The organism is Bacilliculturomica massiliensis, assembly GCF_900605495.1.
In the GTDB taxonomy this organism is placed as follows: Bacteria; Bacillota; Clostridia; order Peptostreptococcales; family Anaerovoracaceae; genus Bacilliculturomica; species Bacilliculturomica massiliensis.
This window is the reverse complement of record NZ_LR027602.1, coordinates 244,233-267,773: the sequence shown is the minus strand read 5'-3', so window position 1 is coordinate 267,773 and position 23,541 is coordinate 244,233. Positions and strand designations below refer to the sequence as shown.

At 55.8% G+C, this 23,541-nt stretch carries 16 protein-coding genes; 3 read left to right on the top strand and 13 right to left on the bottom strand.

Going from position 1 to position 23,541, the window contains the following annotated elements; all coding sequences use genetic code 11:
- Nucleotides 1–31 precede the first annotated feature (31 nt).
- Nucleotides 32–1,183, top strand: coding sequence for a pyridoxal-phosphate-dependent aminotransferase family protein (locus E0E37_RS07780; RefSeq protein WP_130862472.1), 1,152 nt, complete (start codon nucleotides 32–34; stop codon nucleotides 1,181–1,183).
- A gap of 508 nt (nucleotides 1,184–1,691) precedes the next feature.
- Here the strand turns inward: E0E37_RS07780 and E0E37_RS07775 are convergent.
- From E0E37_RS07775 to E0E37_RS07725, 11 genes are all read right to left on the bottom strand, one after another.
- Entirely contained in the window at nucleotides 1,692–2,891 is a 1,200-nt protein-coding gene (locus tag E0E37_RS07775; protein ID WP_130862471.1) for a CD0519/CD1768 family membrane protein, read from the bottom strand.
- Nucleotides 2,888–6,532, bottom strand: coding sequence for a M14 family metallopeptidase (locus tag E0E37_RS07770; RefSeq protein WP_130862470.1), 3,645 nt, complete (start codon nucleotides 6,530–6,532; stop codon nucleotides 2,888–2,890). The genes E0E37_RS07775 and E0E37_RS07770 overlap by 4 nt, the downstream gene beginning before the upstream one ends.
- Before the next feature lie 189 nt (nucleotides 6,533–6,721).
- Complete coding sequence (locus E0E37_RS07765; protein WP_130862469.1) at nucleotides 6,722–8,482, bottom strand: N-acyl-D-amino-acid deacylase family protein; 1,761 nt, start codon at nucleotides 8,480–8,482, stop codon at nucleotides 6,722–6,724.
- 70 nt (nucleotides 8,483–8,552) lie between these two features.
- Nucleotides 8,553–9,593 (bottom strand): ABC transporter ATP-binding protein, encoded by a 1,041-nt coding sequence (locus tag E0E37_RS07760; protein WP_130862468.1) that lies wholly within the window; start codon nucleotides 9,591–9,593, stop codon nucleotides 8,553–8,555.
- Entirely contained in the window at nucleotides 9,547–10,581 is a 1,035-nt protein-coding gene (locus E0E37_RS07755) for an ABC transporter ATP-binding protein (protein WP_130862467.1), read from the bottom strand. The genes E0E37_RS07760 and E0E37_RS07755 overlap by 47 nt, the downstream gene beginning before the upstream one ends.
- A gap of 17 nt (nucleotides 10,582–10,598) precedes the next feature.
- Complete coding sequence (locus E0E37_RS07750) at nucleotides 10,599–11,861, bottom strand: ABC transporter permease (protein ID WP_130862466.1); 1,263 nt, start codon at nucleotides 11,859–11,861, stop codon at nucleotides 10,599–10,601.
- 9 nt (nucleotides 11,862–11,870) lie between these two features.
- On the bottom strand, nucleotides 11,871–12,788 hold the full coding sequence (locus E0E37_RS07745; protein ID WP_130862465.1) for an ABC transporter permease: 918 nt from the start codon (nucleotides 12,786–12,788) through the stop codon (nucleotides 11,871–11,873).
- A 131-nt stretch (nucleotides 12,789–12,919) separates the two neighbouring features.
- The gene (locus tag E0E37_RS07740; RefSeq protein WP_165445270.1) at nucleotides 12,920–14,626 is read right to left on the bottom strand and encodes a peptide ABC transporter substrate-binding protein; all 1,707 of its coding nucleotides are present in this window, start codon (nucleotides 14,624–14,626) and stop codon (nucleotides 12,920–12,922) included.
- Between the two features lie 73 nt (nucleotides 14,627–14,699).
- Nucleotides 14,700–15,677 (bottom strand): dimethylarginine dimethylaminohydrolase family protein, encoded by a 978-nt coding sequence (locus E0E37_RS07735; protein ID WP_207302933.1) that lies wholly within the window; start codon nucleotides 15,675–15,677, stop codon nucleotides 14,700–14,702.
- Between the two features lie 24 nt (nucleotides 15,678–15,701).
- On the bottom strand, nucleotides 15,702–17,039 hold the full coding sequence (lysA, locus tag E0E37_RS07730; RefSeq protein WP_130862463.1) for a diaminopimelate decarboxylase: 1,338 nt from the start codon (nucleotides 17,037–17,039) through the stop codon (nucleotides 15,702–15,704).
- Nucleotides 17,040–17,143: 104 nt separating this feature from the next.
- A complete protein-coding gene (locus E0E37_RS07725) occupies nucleotides 17,144–18,064 on the bottom strand; it encodes a dimethylarginine dimethylaminohydrolase family protein (protein WP_130862462.1) in 921 nt (306 codons plus the stop codon).
- A 588-nt stretch (nucleotides 18,065–18,652) separates the two neighbouring features.
- Between E0E37_RS07725 and E0E37_RS19290 the strand changes: the two genes are divergently transcribed.
- Nucleotides 18,653–18,901 carry a heavy metal-associated domain-containing protein gene (locus E0E37_RS19290; RefSeq protein WP_330548560.1) on the top strand — a complete coding sequence of 83 codons (249 nt, stop codon included), beginning with the start codon at nucleotides 18,653–18,655 and terminating at the stop codon, nucleotides 18,899–18,901.
- A gap of 52 nt (nucleotides 18,902–18,953) precedes the next feature.
- Nucleotides 18,954–21,497 (top strand): heavy metal translocating P-type ATPase, encoded by a 2,544-nt coding sequence (locus E0E37_RS07720; protein WP_330548559.1) that lies wholly within the window; start codon nucleotides 18,954–18,956, stop codon nucleotides 21,495–21,497.
- A gap of 194 nt (nucleotides 21,498–21,691) precedes the next feature.
- Here the strand turns inward: E0E37_RS07720 and E0E37_RS07715 are convergent, their stop codons facing one another.
- Both E0E37_RS07715 and E0E37_RS07710 read right to left on the bottom strand, forming a co-directional pair.
- A complete protein-coding gene (locus tag E0E37_RS07715) occupies nucleotides 21,692–22,216 on the bottom strand; it encodes a DUF2284 domain-containing protein (RefSeq protein WP_246019663.1) in 525 nt (174 codons plus the stop codon).
- The gene (locus E0E37_RS07710; RefSeq protein WP_130862461.1) at nucleotides 22,213–23,334 is read right to left on the bottom strand and encodes an apurinic/apyrimidinic endonuclease family protein; all 1,122 of its coding nucleotides are present in this window, start codon (nucleotides 23,332–23,334) and stop codon (nucleotides 22,213–22,215) included. The genes E0E37_RS07715 and E0E37_RS07710 overlap by 4 nt, the downstream gene beginning before the upstream one ends.
- Between the last annotated feature and the right edge of the window lie 207 nt (nucleotides 23,335–23,541).

Sequence of the window (23,541 nt, the reverse complement as noted above, 5' to 3'; positions counted from 1 at the left end):
GCGAGATCAAGAAAGGAAAAGGTGATAAAAAATGATCAACAGAAAAATCGTCATGATACCGGGACCCAGTCCTACAGTCAGAAGCATACAGGACCAGATGGGCAGAGATACCTGCGCTTTCGGCGACCCGGATTTCGTGAAGGACTATAAGAGCGTGATCGAAGATCTGAAAGCCATCATGGACTGCTCCGGTCAGGCTTTTGTCATCGCAGGCACCGGCAGCCTGGCCATGGAAATGGCCATCGCCAACAACACAAAGGCAGGCGACAACGTGCTGGTCATCTCCCACGGCTTCTTCGGCGACCGCTTCCTGGATGTCACCAGAAGGAAGAACCTGAATGTGGACGTCATTCAAAGCGAGTGGGGAAAGATCGTTCCTGTTGAAGAGATCGAAAAAAAGCTCTCTGAAAAGAAGTACGCAGCCATGACCGTGTCTCACGTGGATACGGCCACAGGAGTGCTGGCTCCCATCGAAGAGATCGGAGAAATGATGCACAAAAAATTTCCGGATACGATCTATATCGTGGACGGCGTAGCCGCCACGGCCGGAGCCAGATGCTACGTGGATCCCATGCACATCGACGTGCTGCTCACCGCCTCCCAGAAGGCCTTCGGCGTAGCCCCCGGTCTGGCTCTGGTCTTCGCCGGAAAGAGATCTCTGGAGCGCAGAGCCTCCCTGGGCGAGACCATTCCCGAGTACTATGTGGACTACGCAAAATGGATCCCCATCATGGAAGATCCTTCGAAATATTTCGCCACCCCGGCGGTAAACCTGATCTGGGCCATGAAAGAAGCGGTGCGCATCATCAGGGAAGAGGGCCTGGAAAACCGTTATGCGCGGCATGAAAAACAGGCTGCCGCCATGCGTCTGGCCCTGGAGAGCCTGGGCTTCCGCATTCTGGCGGAAAAAGGCCATCAGGCGCCCACTCTTTCCAACGTGCTCTACATGGACGGCGTAGACGACGCCGCCTTCCGCAGCATCGTTCAGGAAGAGGGCATCATCGTGGCCGGCGGTCTGGCCGCCTACGCGGGCAAGATGTTCCGCATCGGCCACATGGGCAACGCAGACATGCACGATCTGGTCAGTTCCCTGGCCGCTGTCGAGCGTACGCTGTATCGCCTGGGACAGCCCGTGGAGTTCGGAAGATCCGTGGGCGTCTTCATGACCGAAATGATGAAATAACCAGCTAGGTCCTCCGCCCGTGAGGGACGGACAGACCATGGGCCGAACAAGGAATAAACATCTCCTTATAAACAGACACTTGTGACAGAGACCCGCCCCAGGATGAACCTGGGGCGGGTCTCGTTGCAGCGTATTTGCTGTATATTTGCAGCGCAATACATTTTCTAATATTTGACATCAATTAAATTTTATGATAATCTTTTCCTGAAGAACAGTCGTATTATAGGGTGGTTTGGCCTTCATTCTACATAGAATGGGGGTGATGGATATGAAACATTTCGACTTTAAAGACCTTATGGCCTTTGGAATGTTCGTATTGGCATTGCTGACATTCATTTTTTTGAACTGTCATTAGGCTGACATAGAAAAACCACCCGCTTTAAACTTTGACCAGTTAGGGTGGCATTTCTATGTTTCCTTTATCGGTCAACCCACCTTGTGGGCGACTGTTCTTTTTTCTATTTAAAGGATAACATTTTTATTTTGTTATTTCAAGTGCTATTTGGCGTCAGCACACCAGGCCGAAGATCAGGTTGGCGGTCACTCCCGCGCAGATACCGCCGATGGTATGGCAGAGGATGGCGTGGCCCGTAAGGCTGCGGAAATGAAGACTGTCCATCATGGCCACGTGGGTGCTGAGATAACCGCTCCAGCACATGCACATGGCTGTGAACACCGCCACATCGCCCGCGTCCGCAAGCCCCTGCCTTATCATTTTCGGGATCAGCCCGATGGCCGCCCCAGCCGCGCCCAACGCTGTGATCGGCACCGCAGCCGCCTCAGGGGAGGAGAACCCGAAAAGCGGTTCGATGACAAAACTCAGCTTCTGAGCCAGCCAGGGCAGGAAGGCGACTCCTTCAAAGGCGGCTCCAGTATAGCCGCCCGTTTCACCGGGTCCGTTGGTCAGCATCATTACCACAGAGCAGATGATCAGCACGCCGGGGACGATGGCAAGCCCCATGTCCACGCCGTTTCTGCCGCCGGAGAGCATGGCCTCGATAAAACGCGTGCCAACGCCGCCCTGCCGCACCAGGCGCAGATTTTCATCCGCCGCAGCCCCTCCGTACATACCTGCTTCCCCGGGCAGCGGCGCGTCTCCGTAGAGTCTTTTCGTTTTGAGCAGCATCAGCCTGGCGCTGACGATGCTTCCCGCCACCGCCCCCAGGTTTCCCACCAGAGCCGCTTTGATAAAGCTCTCTCCACCGGGCCCCCGCAGGCCGATGACAAAAGAAGTGATGATCAGCCCCATGCCGAAGGCGGTGCCGATGTTCGTCAGGGCAGGAAGCTGATACATCTTAAAATACCGGCGAAAATTCCGATCCTCAGCCAGGGTCAGGATCGCCGGGTTGTCTGACAGATACGTGGCCATCACACCCACGGCGCTGGCCCCCGGCAGGCCGTAAAGAGGTCCCATCAGCGGGGACAGCAGTCTGTTGAGCAGCGCCACCACACCAAACTCGGACAACAGGCCCGATACGGCTCCGGCCAGCACCGCGATGGCCATAATATAAAACACCGTATCCATCAACAGCGAATAAGCTGTGTTCATCAGCGTATTTACCATATTGACGGCGCCCATAATATGGCACATCATTCCCAGCAAAACGGCGGCCGCCAGGAGAAACAGGAAGGCCTCCGGGCCCACCACCCGCTTGTATCCGGTCTCTCCGCCTGGAACTGCTATCTCTTCTCCCGTCACGGGCTTCATAGCTCCACTCCCCCTTCAGAATAAAGGGGATGTCTGCGAAATCTCGTGTAGGTGCGGACCCCGTTTTCACTGCTCACGGACCGGTCTACGATCAGACTGCACTCCCGCATCACCTCAAAGACTGCCAGATCGGAAATGTGGTGCGCCCGGGCGTTGAGAGCCATGTAGTCTCCCACCGCCGTCTCATCCGCCACCTCCGTGGTCCAGTCGATGGCTGTGATCTCAGGATTGCGCACCCCGTAGTTAGCCTCCCTGGGTCTTTCATCCGTATCGATCCAGTAAAAGACCACATCGTTGAAACGCTCCAGCTTAAAGAGTTCCGGGAACCACTTTTCCGCATATTTGCAGAATCGGTCGGCAAATTCCTGATTCAGCCGATGGATCTCTTCGTCTCCGTTGATCCCGTCAGAAACCTTCTTCCTGATCTCGCTTCCGATCCGCACCATGTGCTCCATATGCCCCTGAAACCATACGTAGCCGTAGTACAGGGCCCTGGGCACCCAAAAGCTCTTGTACCAGGGCGAAATGTAGCCGGAAAAAGGCTGGCAGAGCTCGTGGCCCTCGAAACCGTGATTATCCGTGATCACGTCGAAAAGATAGCGGTCCCACAGCTTTCCAAGCATCCGCGCCTCGCCGTATATACTGTGGGGATTATTGAAATCCTTGCGGAATTCAAAGCCCGCGCTGTTGTATCTGGCGGGATGGCAGAGCCATTTGGGATGCCTGCGCTGCACGCCGCAGTGAAGCATACCGCCGTCGATATTGATAAACGGTACCAGGACCGCGTTGATCTTATCCAGTTCCGGGCTCAGATCCGTGAGCAGCCGGTCCAGCAGCATAAACGTGGAATTGAGACTGGAGGATTCATTCCCGTGATGCCGGGCCGTAAAGGCCGAGGAGATGCGTTCGCAGACCAGCTTGCTCTCCGAACAGCACACGCCTTTGCCCCTGCGCACGCACTCCACCGCAAAGATTTTTCTGCCCTTGTAGGTAGTCTCCACCGGGATGATCCGCAGTCCTTCCCTGCCGTCGTAGAACTGCAGGAGCTCCAGATACTGGCGGTAATCCACCACCTCGTTTGCGATCAGCCGTTCCTTTTCCTCCGGACTCAGGCGGGACGGGACCGGCTCGTGCCGCGGAATTTTGATCAGCACCTTTTCCGCACCGTTTCTCACCTCGATGAAAACAGGGCTGTCAGCGTAAAGATCCACCACGCCTGTCTCTATCATCTCGGCCAGGACTGCCGCCCGCTCCAAAACGCCGCCCCGGGCCGCCGCTTCCGCGGCTTCCTCTCCGGCGTCTCCGGTTTTTCCCGCTTTTCCGCCCTCTTCGGACTCTGCCGATACCCGGAGCGCAATATGCAGCGCAGCGTTTCCGCCCTTCCCGCCGTCCTCTAGGAATATCTCCTCCGGCAGGAGCTTCACATCCAGCGGCGGAATGGGCAGAATGCCCTCGCCCCGGTCGATCCCTTCCCTTGCGCGGAGCTCCGCCCCCCGGGCAAAGTCGTCGTACAGGATCATTTCAAATTGGGTATCTTCGCCCTTGCAGATCTCGGGTTCGGGCATGATCAGGCCCACGTTGTCCAGTTCTCTGCCGCATTCCCGTTCTCCGAAGGTCTTAAACCAGTCCAGCAGATAGAAATAAAGATCTTCCTGCATGGCTTCAGCAGTGGAGATCCGCTCCTGCCGGAAGCCCAGATCGAGATCCATCTCGCTCATGGATATATTCAGCTGCAGCCGGTTGAACAGCGGCTGGGCCTCCGCCAGCCCGGCGACGCCATAGCGATTGGTAAGATAGCCTTCCAGCCGGGGGATCACTTCATTTTCCAGTATTCCCCATACTTTTTCCGTATCGGTGACGACGCGGGAGTCCAACACGGTTTTTCCGTTGATCTCCCCCCGTATCCAGCCTGTGGTCACATGGGTGGTGCCGATCTGGGGATACTTTTCGATATAGTGCTTCCCAACATATTTCACGTCGAAATCATCTTCGTACAGAATCTCTCCCGCTTCTCCCAACGCCTGCAGACGGTAGGTACAGGGCAGGTCGTCCTCTCTCAGAAATACCACGGCGTCCCTTGCGATACCCAGCTTTTCCGCTATGAGCTCATCCACCGGGAACAGCTCCTGAAGCCATCTGGTGGGAATGTCGAAAAATTTCTGGGGATCGTCCACATGGGTACCGTAATTGGGCGTAGATTCGTCTTCAAAGGTGTCGTCGCCCCGCTCATTTAATAAATAGGGAAACTGGATCTTCACCGACGTCACCGGGCATGTCTTTGCCAGGGCGCAGAGCTCCGGCAGCACCCGCTCCTCGATCCAGCAGTACCCTCCCTTGAAGGAGCGCAGGATCTCCGCACTGCACGTCCCCGCCCCTTTTCCAGCCAGTTCTTCCCGGATCTCCGCCTCCAGCTTCCTTCTGACGTCGGCGTCCTCGCTGAGAAGACCGGATACGGTCACCCGATCTCCGGGCTGCACCCGGGGCAGCAATTCTGTGCGAAACAGCTCCATGAAATCCCGACCCTCCCAGGAGCGTTTGTACGTACAGCGCATGATCTCTTTCTCGTCGTTAAAGTTTTTGAGCACGGTGGGACCTATCCTGTCGTTCAGAAACAGCTCCAGCTTTTCTCTGTCCACCAGCCCGCCGGCGTATTCTCTCGTAACCAGCACGCGCCTTCCGTTCTTCGCGGTCTTGCAGCCCGCCCCGACGCCTTCCGTCCCGACGGCTGCCGTCCCACAGACGACATTTATCCCGCCTGCGGCGGTCCCCGCCTCCGTCACTGCGAAAGCCGCCTGCCCCAGCTCATTTCTGCAGGACAGAGTGCGCTCCAGATCTGCGATCAGCGGAGAGGCGAAGGGATCCTGATCCGCAGACGCCCAGCGGTGCGTCAGATCAGTCAGCCCTGCGGAGCTGCCAGAAAAAAGGTATCCGTCTTCCACGGCCCTGACAGACGCCTTACCCTCTGTCAGGCGGACGCGCACATTTCGATATTTCCTTCCCGGAACAGGGATCCCATAGGGATACACCGTTTCATAATTTTCCAGCGCCAGCCGGAGAGCCGCGGTCATCAGCGGCTCCGCCAGGACTGTAAGGTCCTCTGCATCCGTCGTTTCCACGATCACGCGGACGTCCAGATTCTGCCTCAGATGCTTTTTTGCCCTGTCGTAAGAAGCCCGGCATCCCCAGCATTCCGTGCCCGTCCCACTGTCATCACCCTTCCCCCTTTGTCCGTTCCCGGCTGTCTCAGGATAAACAGAGATCTGTTTCCCCTCTGCCCGGCACGTCAGCTCCGTCACCTGCAGATCCGCACAGGCGATGCGTATCCGCTCCACACAGCGGCTCCCGGCGGCCTCCGCCAGCTGCCGGATGGTCCGTCCCCTGCCGTCCCAGGGGTAGCAGGTGACGAGATACTCGGCGCCTCGTTTTAGATCCGCCCCGGAAGACGCGCAGAGACAGACGCCTCCCTCTTCCAGCCGCAGCTCGCAGAAGCCTTCCTTCACCTCCCTGCACAGTCTGGCGGTCAGAGCGTCTTCCGCCTGATCTCCCGTTACAGGCAGCTCCATGCCCGCGGCCTCTACCCCCAGCCGGGCCGCTATATCTACGTACAGACGGAGGATCTCCCCCGTCGTCTCTTCATTCACGCAAAAAATTCTTTTGATTGTTACCGGAATTCCCTCTCTCACCCGGACAAGACCCTGTCCGGAAAAGATGTCCGACAAGCATTGAAGCATTGCTTTTCCCTCCAGCACTGCCGCGGGTCTTCTGTCAGACGCGTCCTCTCCCGATCTGACGCGGCTTCCGCAGCTTCTGACCACCCGTCGGCTTTCCTACTACTCGGTTTTCCTGTTCTTTCTGAGGACTCTTCCCGCTCTGCGCTGGGTATGTACGCCATCCTCTACCACCGGTTCTCCGTTTACGATCACATATTCGATCCCCTTCGGATAGGTCATGGGATGAATATGATCTTCCCTGGGATCCAGAGCGTCCATGTCGATCACATTGATATCCGCCCAGTATCCCTCTTTGATCAATCCGCGGTTTTCAATGCCGTACCACGCCGCCACATTTCCGGTGATCTTCTTGATCTTTTCCTCCCGGCTTCCCACCGCGCCAAACTTCTTCAGGAACAGTGGAAATCCGCAGTATCCTGTGGGGTTGGGAAGTATTTCCGGGATCTCTTTGCCCACGCCGAAGGTGCTTGCATTATCGAAAATATACCCGTCCAGACAGACCATGCACTTTTCATGGGACAGGAATTCCTCCACGGCGGCATAGCTGATCACATCTTCCTTAACGTTGATGTAAGGATCCTGTCTCAACAGTTCAAAGACGGTGTCCATACAGCTCAATCCTTTCTGATCCGCCAGCTGCCGTATGGTGTGACCTGCCAGCCCCGGGATCCTGCTCTGGGTGACCGTGATCCGATCTCCCCAGTTTCCTGTGGCCGCAGGAGCGAACACACGGCTGCGCCTGCTGAGGATCAATTTCCTCACATCCTCCACGTACTCCTTATACTTCAGATTCTCGATGAACTGCTCCGGTCCGCCGGACTGCTTCACCAGCGGGGCGAAATACATGATCAGGTAAGGCACGCATTTGAAGCCATAGGTGGTATTGGGCGCGATGTTGAACACCAGATCCGCGCCGTTTGCGTTATATTCATCCACGATCTTCATGGTCTCGTCAGCCAGCGTCCTCTCGATCCGGTCGGTCCCCCAGGGATAAATTTCATATACGGAGGACAGATGGGATATCTCCGCGCGGACGCCGTTTCTTCTGGCCGTTTCGCAGGCGTGGAGCAGGCCGTCCTTCTTGCTGAACCGATGGAAGGGATCGGCGTGCATGTGACTTGTTCTCCAGTGGGTGCTGTAAAATCCGTCGTGCTTTTTCACCACGTCCAGGATCGCGTCGATCTCCTCGTCATAGGCGAACTTGCTGGGCGCGTAGTCCAGCCCTGTGGAAAATCCCCAGGCGCCTGCCTCCATGGCCTCCTCGGCGATGAGACGCATCTTCTGCAGCTCTTCCGCAGAAGGCCGTCTCTGGTCCGATATGGTGTCCATGGCCACTACACGCATTTCAGAATGGCCCACAAGGGGGATGAAGTTGATGGACATTCCCAGTTCCTCAAGCATGGACAGGTATTCCTCAAAGGTTTCCCAGTTAAACCGGATATCATAAGCCTTTTCCAGAAACTCCCTGGTCTTTTGAGCGTCCTGAAGCAGGTCGGCCTCATACAGGTGACCGTCCACCTGATGCCAATTGTCATACTCCCAGAAATTCCGAAAATACAGCCGCGGATTCAGCGGAGCCACCGAATCGCCGCACAGTCCTCCGATGAAAGTGGTGATCCCCTGCATCAGATGGCTTTCCGCTCCCGGAAACATCATGATCGTTCCGTCGCCGTGAGAATGAACGTCAAAGAATCCCGGGGTCACGCATCTGCCTTCCGCATCGATCACCCGGCGGCATTCCTCGCCGTCCAGTTTTCCGATCTTTACGATCTTTCCGTCCCTGACCGCCACATCGGCCACATAAGCCGCGCCGCCGCTTCCGTCCAGGATCTCGCCGTTTTTTATGATAATATCGTACATTTTTATACCTCCGCCGTATTATTCTCTCATCAGATCAGCGCCCTCTCATTCTGCCTTCAGGCGTTCCGACCTATTGATCTACCAAATGGCAGGCCACGTAGTGACCGCCTCCCGTATCCTTCAGCTCCGGAAGCTCCTCCCGGCACCTCTCCGTGGCGAACCGGCATCGGGTCCTGAACTTACACCCTGAATGCGGGTTTAAGGGACTGGGAACGTCTCCCTCCAGCGCGATCCGCCGGGCCTGCTCCGCGGCCGCAGGGTCCGGAACGGGAATGGCGGACAGCAGTGCCTGCGTATACGGGTGAAGAGGGCTCCGGTACAGCTCATTGCTCTCCGTCACCTCCACCAGATTTCCCAGATACATGACCCCCACCCGGTTCGATATGTGTTTTACCATGGAAAGATCATGGGCGATAAACAGATAGGTAAGCTGTCTTTCCTGCTGAAAATCGTCCAGCATGTTGATCACCTGGGCCTGGATCGATACATCCAGCGCGGAGATGGGCTCGTCGCACACGATGAATTCAGGGTCCACGGCCAGAGCTCTGGCGATCCCGATCCGCTGACGCTGTCCCCCTGAAAACTCGTGGGGATAGCGGCTGGCGTGATCCTTTCCCAGCCCCACGGCGTCCAGCAGCGCGTAGATCCGTTCCTGCCGCTCCTTCCCCGTGGATATTTTATGGATATCCAGCGGCTCCCCTATAATGTCGGCCACTGTCATTCTGGCGTTCAAGGATGCGTAAGGGTCCTGAAAGATCATCTGTATTTTTTTGCGGTAAGGCATCAGCTGCTTTTTGTCAAAGCCGGCGATGTCCGTCCCGCGGTATAGGATCTGTCCTTCCGTAGGCTGGTACAGCCGCATGACGGTCCTTCCCAGGGTGGATTTGCCGCAGCCGGACTCGCCTACGAGCCCCAGCGTTTCGCCCCGTCTGATGTGAAAAGAAACATCGTCCACGGCTTTGATGTAATCCACCCGCTTTTTGATCAGGCCTGAAGACTTGGTGAAATATTTCTTCAGCCCCTTCACTTCCAATAAGATATCGTTCTTACCGTCTTCTATTTTCTTACTGTCTTCCAGCTTCACTTCTGACCCCCCCTTGCTGAGCTTCATAATCTGCATTTCCGGGCGCTTCCGGATGGAGCAGCCAGCACATGGTGCGATGGCCTTCATCCACCTCAAAATAGGGCGGCTGCTTCGTCCTGCATATGACCATGGCATACTTGCAGCGCGCGTAGAACGGACATCCCGAGGGTGGGTTCAAAAGATCCGGCGGGGTTCCCGTAATGGGGATCAGCCGCTGTTTTTCGTTGTTGATCTTCGGGATCGATTTAAGCAGTCCCATGGTATAGGGGTGTCTCGGCCGGTAAAAGATGTCCTCCTTGCTCCCCTCTTCCATGATCAGGCCGCCGTACATGACGATGATGCGGGAGCACACGTCGGCCACAACGCCGAGATCGTGGGTGATCAGTATGGTGGACATATCCAGCTTCTGATTCAGGGATTTCATCAGCTCCAGTATCTGCGCCTGTATGGTCACGTCCAGCGCCGTGGTGGGTTCGTCTGCGATGAGCAGATCCGGCTGGCAGGACAGGGCGATGGCGATCATCGCTCTCTGGCGCATTCCTCCTGAAAATTCATGAGGAAAGTTGTTTGCTCTTTTGGCAGGGTCAGGAATCCCGACCATTTTCAATATATCAACCGCTTTCTTTCCGGCCTCTTCCTTCGACATCTTCTGATGCTTTCTGAGGGACTCCACGATCTGATTTCCCACTGTGAATACCGGATTCAGAGACGTCATGGGATCCTGAAAGATCATGGCGATCTCATTTCCCCTTATGCTCCGCATCTCTTTTTCGGTTATTTTCAATATTTCCTGATCTTTGAAGACGATACTGCCGCCCGTCACTTTGCCCGGGTGCTGCAGCAGTCTCATGATGGACAGGGAGGTGACGCTTTTGCCGCTTCCCGACTCTCCCACGATCCCGATGGCTTCCCCTTTCCGAACGGAAAAGCTGACGCCCCTGATGGCTTTTACTTCCCCCAGATGGGTGAAAAAGGAGGTCCTGAGATCTTCGACCTTTAACAATGTTTCGTTCATCTTATCTCTCCTCCCTGTTATTTTCTCTGTTTCGGATCAAGGGCGTCGCGCAGGCCGTCGCCCAGCAGATTGAAAGCCAGCATAGTCACTGAGATGGCAATGGCCGGGAAAAATAATTGATAGGGATAGGTAAACAATCCTCCCAGCGCGTCGTTGCACAGACTTCCCCAGGAAGCCATGGGCGCCGATATTCCCAATCCCACGAAGCTCAGAAACGCTTCCGTAAAAATAGCGTTGGGGATCTGCATGGTGATCGCTACCATGATGGGTCCCATCATGTTGGGCACCAGATGCCTGCCCAGGATCCTCGGCAGGGAAGCGCCTAGGGACAAAGCGGCCAGGACAAATTCCTGTTCTTTCATGGCCAGTACCTGACCTCTGACGATCCGCGCCATGCCCACCCAATAAGTGATACTCAGGGCCAGAATGATGGTTCCAAGTCCCGCTTCCAATACCACCATAAACAGGATGACGTACAGCGTTGTCGGTATGGAATCTATGGTGTCGCAGATACGCATCATAACGTTGTCCACTCTGCCGCCAAAATACCCGGAAATACCCCCGTAGAACACACCGATCACAAAGTTGACCAGAGCTGCGGCAAATCCCACTAAAAGAGATATTCTGGCGCCGTGGATCACGCGGATAAACAGATCTCTTCCCAGATAATCCGTTCCCATGATATAAGTCTTGTTTCTCACCTGCTTTTCAGGCTCCACCACTCTTCCGTCCACCGACACTTCACACTTTTTCGTGCTTTCCAGCTCGTGCAGCGCTTCTCCCAGATTGATGGACGGGTCGTTCTGCGCCCGCCTCTCCAGATCCGCATACTTGCTCTTGGCTTTGAAATACAGGCTGTAATCCACCGTGATCTGACTGCCGTCCAGCTCGTACAGACACGTGCGATTATTCACATCTTCTTTCAAGACCGTACATTTCTTCAAAAGCGTCCCGTCGGCGTCCACCTGGATCGCTTTGTATTCCTTGGTCACATAGATATATTTATCGTCGCCCACATTATAGATGTCCAGCACCGGCGGAATATTGGAAAAATCCAGGACCTGCTCCGAATATCCGATATGCCAGACAAAGGGCACGAAAACCGCGGAGAGAATGATCAGTATAATGCCCACCAGGGACGCCACCGCTACTTTGTTCTTTCTCAGACGCCGCCAGGCGTCCTGCATATAGGTAAGGCTGGGTCTTGCGACCTTTTCCGCATCCTTTTCCTCTTCATCGAGCGCCTTCCACATATCGGAGTCTATTTTGTTATGATCCATAGCTACCTCCTAGTCATACTTGATTCGCGGATCGATCAGCACATAAATGATGTCCACGATCAGTACCAGGACTACAAGAAAAACGGCGAAAAATACGGTGATTCCCATGATAAGGGTGTAATCTCTGTTCAGAATGCTCGACGTGAACAACTGTCCGATGCCGGGTATTCCAAAGACCTTCTCTATCACAAAGGACCCCGTGAGGATCGTGGCGATCATCGGGCCGATATACGTGATGACCGGTATCAGCGCGTTTCTCAGCACATGCTTTCCCACCACAGTGAACTCGGAAAGTCCCTTCGCCCTGGCCGTTCTGATGTAATCCTGCTGCAGGACCTCCAGAACAGACGTCCTGGTCAATCTGGCCAGAAAAGCCAGATTGAAGGCGGATATGCACAGGATCGGGCCGATATAGTGTTTCCACGTGCCCACTCCAAAGGACGGGACCCACCCCAGCTGTTTACTGAACACATACAGGAACACCGAGGCCAGCACGAAGCTGGGTATGGTGGCCCCCAGTGTGGACAGGATCATAACGCCTCTGTCCGTCAGGCGATTTTGCCGCAAGGCGGCAGCCACCCCCATCGCCACTCCTCCGACAATAATGAAGAGGGACGCCCAGGCGCCGATCTTCAGTGAGTACGGGAAACCGCTCAATATGATCTCCTTCGTCGTCAGCCCCACTTTTTTGAAGGAGACGCCGAAATCCCCCGTCATATAATTGGTCATATATGTGATATACTGTTCGAAGACCGGTTTATCCAGGCCGTACTTGGCGTATACCGCCTGCTTGATCTCCGGCGACAAAACCTTGTCTTCCGTGAACGGGTCTCCCGGTATATTCATCATCAATACGAATGTGAGAGTCATGATAAACCAAATGGTGACAATAGCCGATACAACTCTCTTAAAAATGTATCTCCCCATCGCTTCTTCCTTTCCCGCAAGTCTCTGCCGCTGCGAGAGCGCGCGGTCTTTGCCGCGCCCGCTGTTGCCAACTGAGAGCACGGCTAAAGAGACAGGCGTCTCTTTAGCCGTACTGCAACGTGCTGTTTATGCTATTCCACCATACGGCCTTCCTTGAAGCACCAGAATCCTACCGGGGTAAGTCCTACGCCCTCTACCCTGTTCTGATTGACCAGGATCACATCCGTGTAATAGTAGACCGGAGCTGTTACAAAATTATCCATGATGACCTTCTCGGCCTTCCTGAGCCACTCGTCCCGCTCCGTTCCCGTGGTCTGCTGGGCCATGTTCACAGCGTCGTCGAATTCCTTGTTTTCCGGATTCAGCGTGTGATCGTGAGGCGCCACGATGGGCTGCTCATTCCATCTCCACTGGACCTTATTGTTCCCCGAATAGGACAGGCAGGTGTCGAACATGGACATGGGATCGTAGTAATCAGCCCACCAGCCGCCCTTGGAGACGTCGTAGTTTCCCTTGATGGTATTCTCGTTAAACACGGACCGGTCCTCGTTTCTGAGGGTCACGTCGATATTCAGGTTTTCTTTCCACATGGCCTGCAGCGCTTCCGCTATCTTCTTGCTGGCCTCGTCCGTATCGTAGAGATATTCGATCTTGGGGAAACCTTTCCCGTCGGGATAGCCGGCTGCCGCCAGAGCGGCCTTCGCTTCCTCGACCTGCGCCCCAGAGGGGTCGATCCCATATTCTTCTACCAGGTTTCCATTCTCATCCATCTGGCGGAAAGACGTGCCGTCGGAGAAGACGAAGGCGCTGGCAATATAACCGGTGGCGGGGATCTCTCCGCCCTTGGTCACCTGTTCCACGATCTTTGTCCGGTCGATGGCAAGAGTCAGGGCTTTCCGCACATTGAGATCGTTTGTGGGCGCTTTATCCACGTTGAAGTTGATCGAGAAAGTGCCGATGGAGGGCAGGATCTGCAGATTGGGGTCCTCCGCTTTCAGTCTCGTGATCTCGTCCAGGGGCGGACTCTGCATCACGTCGATCTCTCCCGCCTCATAGCCGTTCAACGCCGTGGAGGCGTCGCCCAGCATAAGTCCCTTGATTCTATTGATATGAACGTTTTCCGCATTCCAAAAGTATTCATTCTTTTCTAAGACAATGTGAGAACCGGTCTGATATTCTGCAAGCCTGAAGGGCCCGTTGGATATACTCGTCTCCGGGTTTTTGTCCCATCCGTCGCCGTATTCCTCCACGATGTCCTGTCTGCACGGAAAATAAGAATAAAACGTGGTCAGGTTTACGAAGTAGGGCACCGGGTTTTTCAGTTCGACTTCCAGGGTGCGGTCGTCAAGAGCTCTGACGCCCATCTCGTCGGCGGTTCCCTCTCCCATCAGGTATTCCATGGCTCCTTTGATGTAGTTTGTCATCATAAAGGAGGTGGTGGCGCCTGTCTCCGGCGCGCACAACCGCTTCCACGAATACTCAAAGTCTTTTGCGGTCAGAGGTTCGCCGTCGGACCATTTAAGACCTTCTCTCAGATGGAAGGTGTAGATCAGCCCGTCTTCCGACACGTCGTAGCTCTCCGCCATGGACGGCTCGATGCCGCCGATCTTTTCCGCGTACAGCCCCTCATATGTATTCTGGATAATGTGGCTTCCATCGCTGGAAAAGTTTCTCTGCGGATCCAGCGAACGGGGCTCGGAGCGCATTCTCCAGATCACCGTATCGCTTTCCGCATTGGATTGACCGCCGCCGGAATCCGCGGGTTCTCCCCCGCAGCCTGCAAACATTGACAGTGACATGATGATTACCATCAGTAAAGCGAATCTTCTTTTCAACATTTTGCTTCCTCCTCGTCTCATGCTTATATCCATTCCGCCTCGCCGGGACCGCCCGGGAGTTTTAAAACCGGCCTCAGCAGTCGTTCCGCTTCAGCGCCGCCGTCATGCAGTGCACGCACCCTCCGCCCTTCTGGAGCTCGGTCAGATCCAGGGTGTGGACCTTGATCCCCGCTTTTTCCATGAGCTCCGTAGTGCGCGGCGACGTGATGCTCATCACTACTTCTCCCGGGTTCAGAGCCACAAAATTTGTGCCGGAACCGAATTCCACCTCGGTGAGGGACGGGGCTTCAATGATCCTGTATCCCTTCCGCTTCAGCTTATCCACCACTTCATAGGGCGTCTGCGGGGCGTGTATCACAACGGTGTCGTCGCTGGCTATATTGAGAAGTCCGTCGATGTGGGCGTGCCCATACGGGATCTGCATATCGATGATCTCCTCGACTCCCATCCTTCTCAGTTCTGTCTCTACCTGCTGGAAGCCCTCGCGGTTCGTCCGGGAACTGGTGGACAAAATGACGGTTTTTCTGTCTACCCACATGGCGTTGGCCCCTTCAAAATACCCGTTGCCGCTGATCGTCTTGATGATCGGTACGCCTAATCGGATCAGCGCCTCCGCCGCATACCGCTCTTCCCCCCTTCTGGCGGCAATGGCCGGCCTGGTGAGGATCGCTCCTTCCGGCGTCATAAACACATGATCCCTGCAGAATAATGCGTTGGGACGGTCGTTCCTCTGATCTTCCACATAGTAGACCCGGACGCCCCGCTCCCTGTAGAAATCCGCCAGCGCGTCGTGCTGCTTTCTGCATTTCTCCGGATCTACAGGCTCTCTGAATCTCACGGCCCTGTAGTCGAAATTCTCGATCTCCGCTCCCGGCCTGCGCAGCAGAACAGCCTTCAGGCTGCCCACTTCGGAGGCGCATCCCCAGTCTCCCCAGTACAGGGGCAGATCCTCAATAAAGCTTCTTTCTTCCGGAAACCACCGTTCTCCCTCCAGGGTATCCACATCTACCGTTTTGTCCTCCATGCGTATTCTTGTTCTCTCTTCCAGCATTTCCACTTCCCTCCTACTTCTTAGCTATACCATTTCATTCCTTATAAGATCCTCATAGGAATCCCTCCGGCGAATCACCTTTACGCCGCCCTCCTCCGTGATCATGAGGACCGCAGGCAGCAACCTTCCGTTATACTGGTTCATGAGAGTCGTCACGTAAGCTCCCGTGTCCAGGAAGGCGATCAGGTCTCCTTCTTCAAGCTCCGGCAGCATCCTGTCCCGTGCGGGGATATCTCCCTCGTAGCACAGCGGACCCACCAGATCATACAGCATATCCCCCGCCTCTCCCAGCTTGTTGGCGCAGACCGCCCGGTACGTATACCAGCCCTGTGTGGCCCGCAGCAGCAGATCCCCTCCCGCGTCCAGAGCCGCCAGGCGTTTTTCCTCTTTCTGCTTGATCCTTCCCACCCGGCACAGGGTGACCGCCGTGTTTCCCACCAGCGATCCTCCCGGCTCGATCATGAGGACCGGCGGCTTCAGACCGTGTTCGCAAATCTTCTTTTTTATCACGCCCGTCACAAGCTCGGCGAAATCCTCCGCCCGATCCACCTGGTCCAGATATTCAAAGGGAATGGCGAAGCCGCCCCCCATATTCACGCAGGATAGCTCCAGTCCCAGCTCCCGTTTCAGAGTCCCGCAGAAATCCATGACCTTTTCCACAGCCTGCCGGTAAAATTCCCGATTTTCTATCTGGGATCCGATGTGACAGTGGATCCCTTCTACCGCGAGACAGGACGCGTCCCGCGCCCGGCGAAACGCCCGCAGCGCGTCTCCATTATCCATATCGACGCCGAATTTGCTCTTCTTCAATCCCGTCAGAAACTCCGCAATGCTGTCCGCTGTTACGTCGGGATTGACGCGGATGCAGATCCTGGCCTTTTTCCCCTCTGACTCCGCTGCGGACGCCACTCTTTCAAGCTCCGAGAGGGAATCCACATTGATCATGGCTCCCTTTCTTATCCCCATGAGGATCTCCGCGTCGGACTTGTTGTTCCCGTTCATCACGATATGTTCCGGGTCCGTCCCCGCCTTCTCCGCCTTGTAAAATTCTCCCCCTGAGACCACGTCGGCGTAAGCCCCTTCCCCCTTCAGCACGCTGATCACGCCCAGCAAATGGTTGGATTTACAGGCGAAGCAGATCTGTATCTTCGGGTAGCATTTTTCAAAAGCGGATCGCATCCTGCGGTAGTTCTCCTTCAGACGGCTTTCGCTGAACGCCATCAGGGGCGTGCCGTACTCTTCCGCCAGCTCTCTGGCGTTGTGACCGCAAAACAACAATTCTCCTTCTGCGCTCTTTTCCAGATAGCCCTCCGCGCAGCGCAGTTCCTTTCGGTTGATCATTTCTTCATACATTCTGTCCATGGTTTCAGGCTCCTCGATCCGTCGGCGTCATTAACGAATAATATCAACTGTTATGTTCCGGGCTTTCTCTGCCCGATGGCGTTTTCCGGATAACGTTTGCCCGGCTACCTGTAGAGCGGTACGCTGTCCCGTTTCAGGAACGCCGTCATGCAGTGGATGGCTCCGTTCCCTTTCAGGACCTCGCTCACATCCAGCTGGATGCATTCTACTCCCGCTTTTTCCAGCGCGTTTACCGTCTTCGGACAGCCCGTGGGCATTACGATGCGGCCGGGTTCAAGGGCCACGAAGTTCTGACAGAATCTGCGGAATTCCTCGTAATCCGGAATATCCACGATCCGGACTTCCCGTTCCTCAAGGGCGTTGCAGATCGTATCGGGGGCTGCCAGCTTCAGTACCAGCGCCACCTTCAGGTCCGCGAAGGCCATGAAGCTGTCCAGATGGGCCAGACCTCTGGGTATCTCCACCTTGATCAGATCCTCCACGCCCATGTTGCGGAGCTCCTCTTCCACCTGCGCCGCGGCTGAGGCGTTGCAGCGCTTGCCGTAGCCCATGAGACAGGTCCTTCTGTCCATCCACAGACAGCAGGCCCCGTCGAACACGCCGTTCCCGTTTACCGTTTTGATGATGGGCACGCCGATCTTCATCAGCTGCTTCGCCGCATAAACTTCTTCCCCGATGCGGCATCCGGCGGCCGGTCTGGCCACGATGGCGCCTTCCGGCGTCATGAGAACCAGATCCCGTGCATAGACAGCGTTGGGAAGCGCCGGGTCCATATCCTCGATATAGTACACCTCCACGCCGTTGTTCCTGTAGATCTCAGCCAGCGCGTCGTGCTGCTCCCGAACCCTGCCCGGGTCCCAGATCTCCTTCATGGCCATCGCCTCCGGATCGGTGATCCCCTCGATCTCCTTTCCCGGACGCCGCATCAGCACCGCTCTCAGCCTGCCCACTTCAGAATCCACACCCCAGTCGCCGTAAAGCTTTTTCATCATGGATCTGAATCCTGTCTCTGGTAGATTGCTCATTTTTCATCCTCCCTAACGATTGATCCGCTTAGCATCTGTACACCTCTTTCACCTCCGGTGAATCCGGTGAGATCAGATACTCATATAATTTGCAAAACACGTGCCAATTTTCAAACAATTACAAATCATTTTGTTTTTCTTCTTTTTGCTGCGAAATTCAAGGATCTGGCGCGCCTCACCGCCTTTTCACCCCCTCTCTCCCTTGAAAATTCGTATACAATTTGAAAACTATTATCATGAATGATAAAATTTATCACGAATGATAACGATCTTATTTGATCTGAGACACGCACATGTGCCGCCGGTCTGACACACACTTATTTTACAGCATAAAACCTCTCGTGATATTGCCTGACGCCGTTAATTTTGTAAGATTCAGAAACTTAAGGGCCGCAGCCGAAAGTCAATTTCTGGCGTTTATCCGCAGCCGGCCAGGGGTATCATATAATCTGATACGCATAAACTGAATCTGATCCTTTCTTTTCCGGAGGCGGTCAGGTACATACGCAGCGCATGATGGGCGCCGCTTCCTAAGTTATAATAATTTTTGATATGGGAAAGATATATCCAGGTGTATGGGAGGAATAAATGAAAGAAAAATTCGATGTGACCGGTATGACCTGTTCCGCCTGTTCCGCTCATGTGGAAAAAGCGGTCGGTCGTCTTTCCGGTGTGGAAAAGGCGGAAGTCAATCTGCTGACCAACAGCATGTGGGTCAGTTACGACGACGCTCTGCTCAATGAACAGGTTATCATAAAAGCGGTGGAGGACGCCGGCTACGGCGCCCGCGTCACCGCTCCCAAAGGTAAACCCAAAGCCTTTCTCGTACACAACTAAAGGTGTGAATAAGGGACAGGCGGGAAGCGCTCCCGGCGCGGCGGGAAACGTAATGGAAGAACAGCTCTCCTCCATGAAGAACCGCCTGTGGATCTCCTTTGCATTTCTGATCCCGCTCATGTACGTTTCCATGGGGCACATGATGGGGCTTCCCCTGCCCGGCTTTCTCACGGGCATGGAAAACGCCGTCTCTTACGGGCTGACTCAGTTTCTGCTCTGTCTTCCCATCGTCTATGTGAATCAGAAATACTATCAGGTAGGCTTTAAAACCCTTTTCCGCGGCTCTCCCAACATGGACAGTCTCATCGCCATCGGTTCTGCCGCCGCCCTGATCTACGGCATATTCGCGATCTACCGCATGGGCTACGGTCTGGGCGTCATGGACATGGCCCTGGTGGAAAAGTATCACATGGACCTGTATTTTGAATCAGCCGCCACCATACTGGCTCTCATCACGCTGGGCAAATACCTTGAGACCAGATCCAAAGGCAGGACCAGCGAGGCTCTGAGCCGTCTGATGGATCTGGCTCCCAAGACTGCTCTGGTGGAACGGCCTTCCTCCGGCACGGGAGCGGCCGGAGAGGAGGGCGGCGCTGAAGACGGATCCGCCGAAGGCCCCGGGAGTCTCACCGTTGAGATACCCGTAGAGGACGTGCGCCTGGGAGACATCGTGGTGGTAAAACCGGGAAGCAGCATTCCCGTGGACGGAGTGATCGTGGACGGATCCTCCAGCGTAGACGAGTCCGCCATCACAGGGGAAAGCATCCCTGTGGAAAAGAAGGCCGGCGATCAGGTCGTGGCCGCCACCATCAACAAGGCTGGATTTTTCCGATTCCGGGCCACCAAAGTGGGCGACGATACCACTCTGGCGCAGATCATCCAGCTCATGGAGGAGGCCAGCGCCAGCAAAGCGCCCATCGCCAAGCTGGCCGACAAGATCGCCGGCGTGTTCGTTCCCACCGTGATCGCCATCGCTGTGCTGGCCACGGTGATCTGGCTGCTGATCGGTGCTGAGTTCGAATTTGCTCTCTCCATCGGCATCGCTGTTCTGGTCATCTCCTGTCCCTGCGCTCTGGGTCTGGCCACCCCTGTAGCCATCATGGTGGGCACGGGAAAAGGAGCGGAAAACGGGATCCTCATCAAATCGGGAGAGGCTCTGGAGACCGCTCACAGTATCGATACCATCGTCCTGGACAAAACGGGGACCATCACTGAGGGCAAGCCCCGGGTCACAGACATACTGCCTATCGTAAATGGGCAATTACAGACGGCCTCCCCATCCTTCATCTCAACGACTGCTTCCGGCGACGGAGGCGGTCCGGAGACCGCGCCGCTGTCGGAAGATCAGCTCGCACTGCTGGCCCTGGCTGCCAGTATCGAAAAACAGAGCGAACATCCGCTGGCGGACGCTATCATCACCGCGGCGGAAGAACGGCAGGCTGCGCTGTCTCCTGCGGACGAATTCAGCGCCGTCTTTGGCCGGGGAGCCAAAGCCAGAGTAGACGGCTCTCTCTGTCTCGCCGGAAACGCGGCTCTCATGACGGAATCGGGAGTCAGCATCCAGGCGTATCAGGCTGACGTAGACAGACTGGCCGGCGAGGGCAAAACCCCGCTGCTCTTCGCCAGAGACGGAAAACTCACCGGCGTTATCGCCGTGGCGGACGTTATCAAGCCCACCAGCCGGGAAGCCGTGGCTTCCATGGAAGCTATGGGCATCGACGTGATCATGCTCACCGGCGACAATGAGAGGACCGCCCGGGCCATTCAGCAGCAGCTGGGTATTTCCCGGGTGATCGCCGAAGTCCTGCCTCAGGACAAGGAACGGGAAGTTTCCGATCTGCAGCGGAACGGCCGCAAGGTGGCCATGGTCGGCGACGGCATCAACGATGCGCCTGCTCTGGCCCGGGCCGATGTGGGGATCGCCATCGGGGCCGGTACGGACGTGGCCATCGAATCCGCCGACATCGTCCTCATGAAAAGCGATCTGAAAGACGCTGTCACCGCAGTTCGGCTGAGCAAAGCCGTGATCCGCAATATCAAGGAAAACCTGTTCTGGGCCTTCTTCTACAACAGCGTGGGTATCCCTCTGGCCGCAGGCCTGTTCTACAATCTTCTGGACTGGAAGCTGTCGCCTATGTTTGCAGCGGCCGCCATGAGCCTGTCCAGCGTCTGCGTGGTGACTAACGCCCTCAGGCTGAAGCTGTTTAAAGCAGAAGGCGCCGATCAGGCCGGTGAAAGGCGGGGATCAGCCCGTGGGGACGCGGAAGCGGTGGGAGCAGCTGACAGAGAGTTGGCGGGACCTGCGGTCCCTGACCATGATAGAGACGTTAAACAATTTGTTCCCAAAGACGCAGATCACAGAGAAACAGAAAAAACAGGAGGTACAAAAACAATGAAAATGAAAATCGACGGCATGTCCTGCGGACACTGCAGCGGCAGAGTGGAAAAGGCGCTCAACGGCATTCCCGGAGTCAGCGCCAAAGTAGATCTGGAAGCTGCCACAGCCGACATCTCCCTTTCCCAGAACGTGGAGGAAGCCGTGCTGCGCAAGGCGGTGGAAGATGCCGGGTACGACGTTGTATCCATCGAAGGCTGATCGAAAACCGGATCGAAGCGCGCGCATAGACGCGAATAGAAAAGACGCAGCTGAGCTTGAACCGTTGCCGTTCAACTCAGACTGCGTCTTTTCTTGTCTTCGATTTACTGTTTGGGGCATTTTCTTTTTTGACCTTTGACACAGACCGCAGCACCGTACTCTCCAGGTCCTGGGCCGCGCCCCGGGACTCGCCGCTATTCCACCAGCAGCAGGCCGTAGAAATTTTTCGGTTCATCCTTATCGCTGAGGGTACTGATCTCATAGCCGTTGGCCCGGGCCGTGGCGTAAACGTCGATGCCGCAGGCCTCCATGGCCGGGACGGCCTTTTCCGGAAAGCGGCAGGCTCCGCCGTTTTCTTCGAGCGCGCAGACAGCGCACAGCCGGCAGGGTCCGCTCCCCAGCGCCGCCGCCTTGTAATAGCCGTCCAGAAACATCTGTCTGGCCACCTTCTGCGCCACCTCCGTCAGATTTCCCATCCTCTTGAAGTGGAAGAGGATCGCCGTCTCATAAGAATCGATGATCTCCCTGGTCTTGTGGTGGGCCGGCGCATAAGGCGGACAGCACCAGCTCTTTCCGTAACTTCCGCACCCATATTGGCATTTAAACACCGTCCACGGCGCGGTCACCACCGAAGCCGGATGGATCAGCTTGGCGTCGTCCGCTCCCAGCACGGAAAGCAGCGTGAAATACCGCTGCATCTGTTCTCTTTTGTCTTTCATCTTTCATCCCTCTTTTCCGTGTCCGTACCGCACGGCAGCTGTGCCCCGGCTCGTTTTTCTGCCTGCCGGCTCCCGGGCTTCAGTTCTGTCCCCGGATCATCCTGCCGCAGCAGCCTGCTCTGTCTCCCCAGCACAGTCTCCCGTTCCTCCCGGTCTGCGGCTGCAAGCTCGTGTACCACATAGTCCGGCGCGATCCGCTCGATCAGGCCTTTCACATCAGGCGAAGAAAAGGGACTGTGGGTATCGATCCTGCCCAGAAGCTGATAGACCTGGGAGAAGCGGTCGTAATAATCGTCCTCCAGGCGCAGACCGTTTTTGCGCACGTCCTCCAGGGCCCCTTCCGCAAATGCGCCTGTGACGGACTGATGCATGTGCACGCCCCGGATAAACCGGGTCAGCGGCTGCTCCTGTTCCCCCGGCCCGGCCGCGGCGCAGAGCGCCTCATGTCCGTCCAGCATGCGATGAATATAAGCGATGGCGTCTTCCTCTGAGCGAAGGCCACTGTCTGCGCACATCAAATGCCCCAGATCCAGCATGATCCCTTTTTTCGGATAATGCACGCTGTCCAGCAGGCGCTTAGTGACCGCAGGCTCCGTCATGGTCAGACCCGGCCACCAGAGATTTTCCATCAGGAAATCAAAGGAGTAGTCCTTCCCGTCCAGCAGCCGGTTGATGATCTCCGCCGCCGCATCCACTACCTCCTCGTGTGTGTGGGTGTGCTCATGAGTAAAAACGCCTTTTATCGTGACGTCCGACACGTGGAAGACCACGTACTTTACTCCCACGCGGCAGGCGTATTCCAGATCCTCAGAAAACTGTTTCAGCAAAACGCCGGGGTCCGATCCCCCGTAAAAACCTTCCCAGGTCATACGATCTCCGAATTCATCCAGGAGCCCCGCTTCATTTCCCTTCCAGAAATCCAGCCAGACAGGATAAAAGATCATGTGCACACCCAGGATCATATCCGGGCTGATAAAGTCTTCCATGTCCCTGTCGCACCGTATGATCTCCAGCCCCGAGCAGCCGTATTTTTCATAAGATGCTTTCAGATCTTCCCGGTCTTCATACTCTGCCAGCGCCTGCTTGTAAGCCGGCATATTGATAATGCACTCCACCATCCACCTCCTGTCGTCAAGAACATTGTACCATAAACACTAAGCTCTCCCTTCGCCTTCGGCTCGGCAGTCGCTAAGTGTTCTGGGCACCTGTCTTACCGCCGCTCTGGCTTCGCCTTTGGCTCGCAAATCGCGGGGTATGAACATTGTACCATAAACACTGAGCTCTGTCTTTGACTTCGGCCGGGCAAATTTCCTTACTTTTTCTTG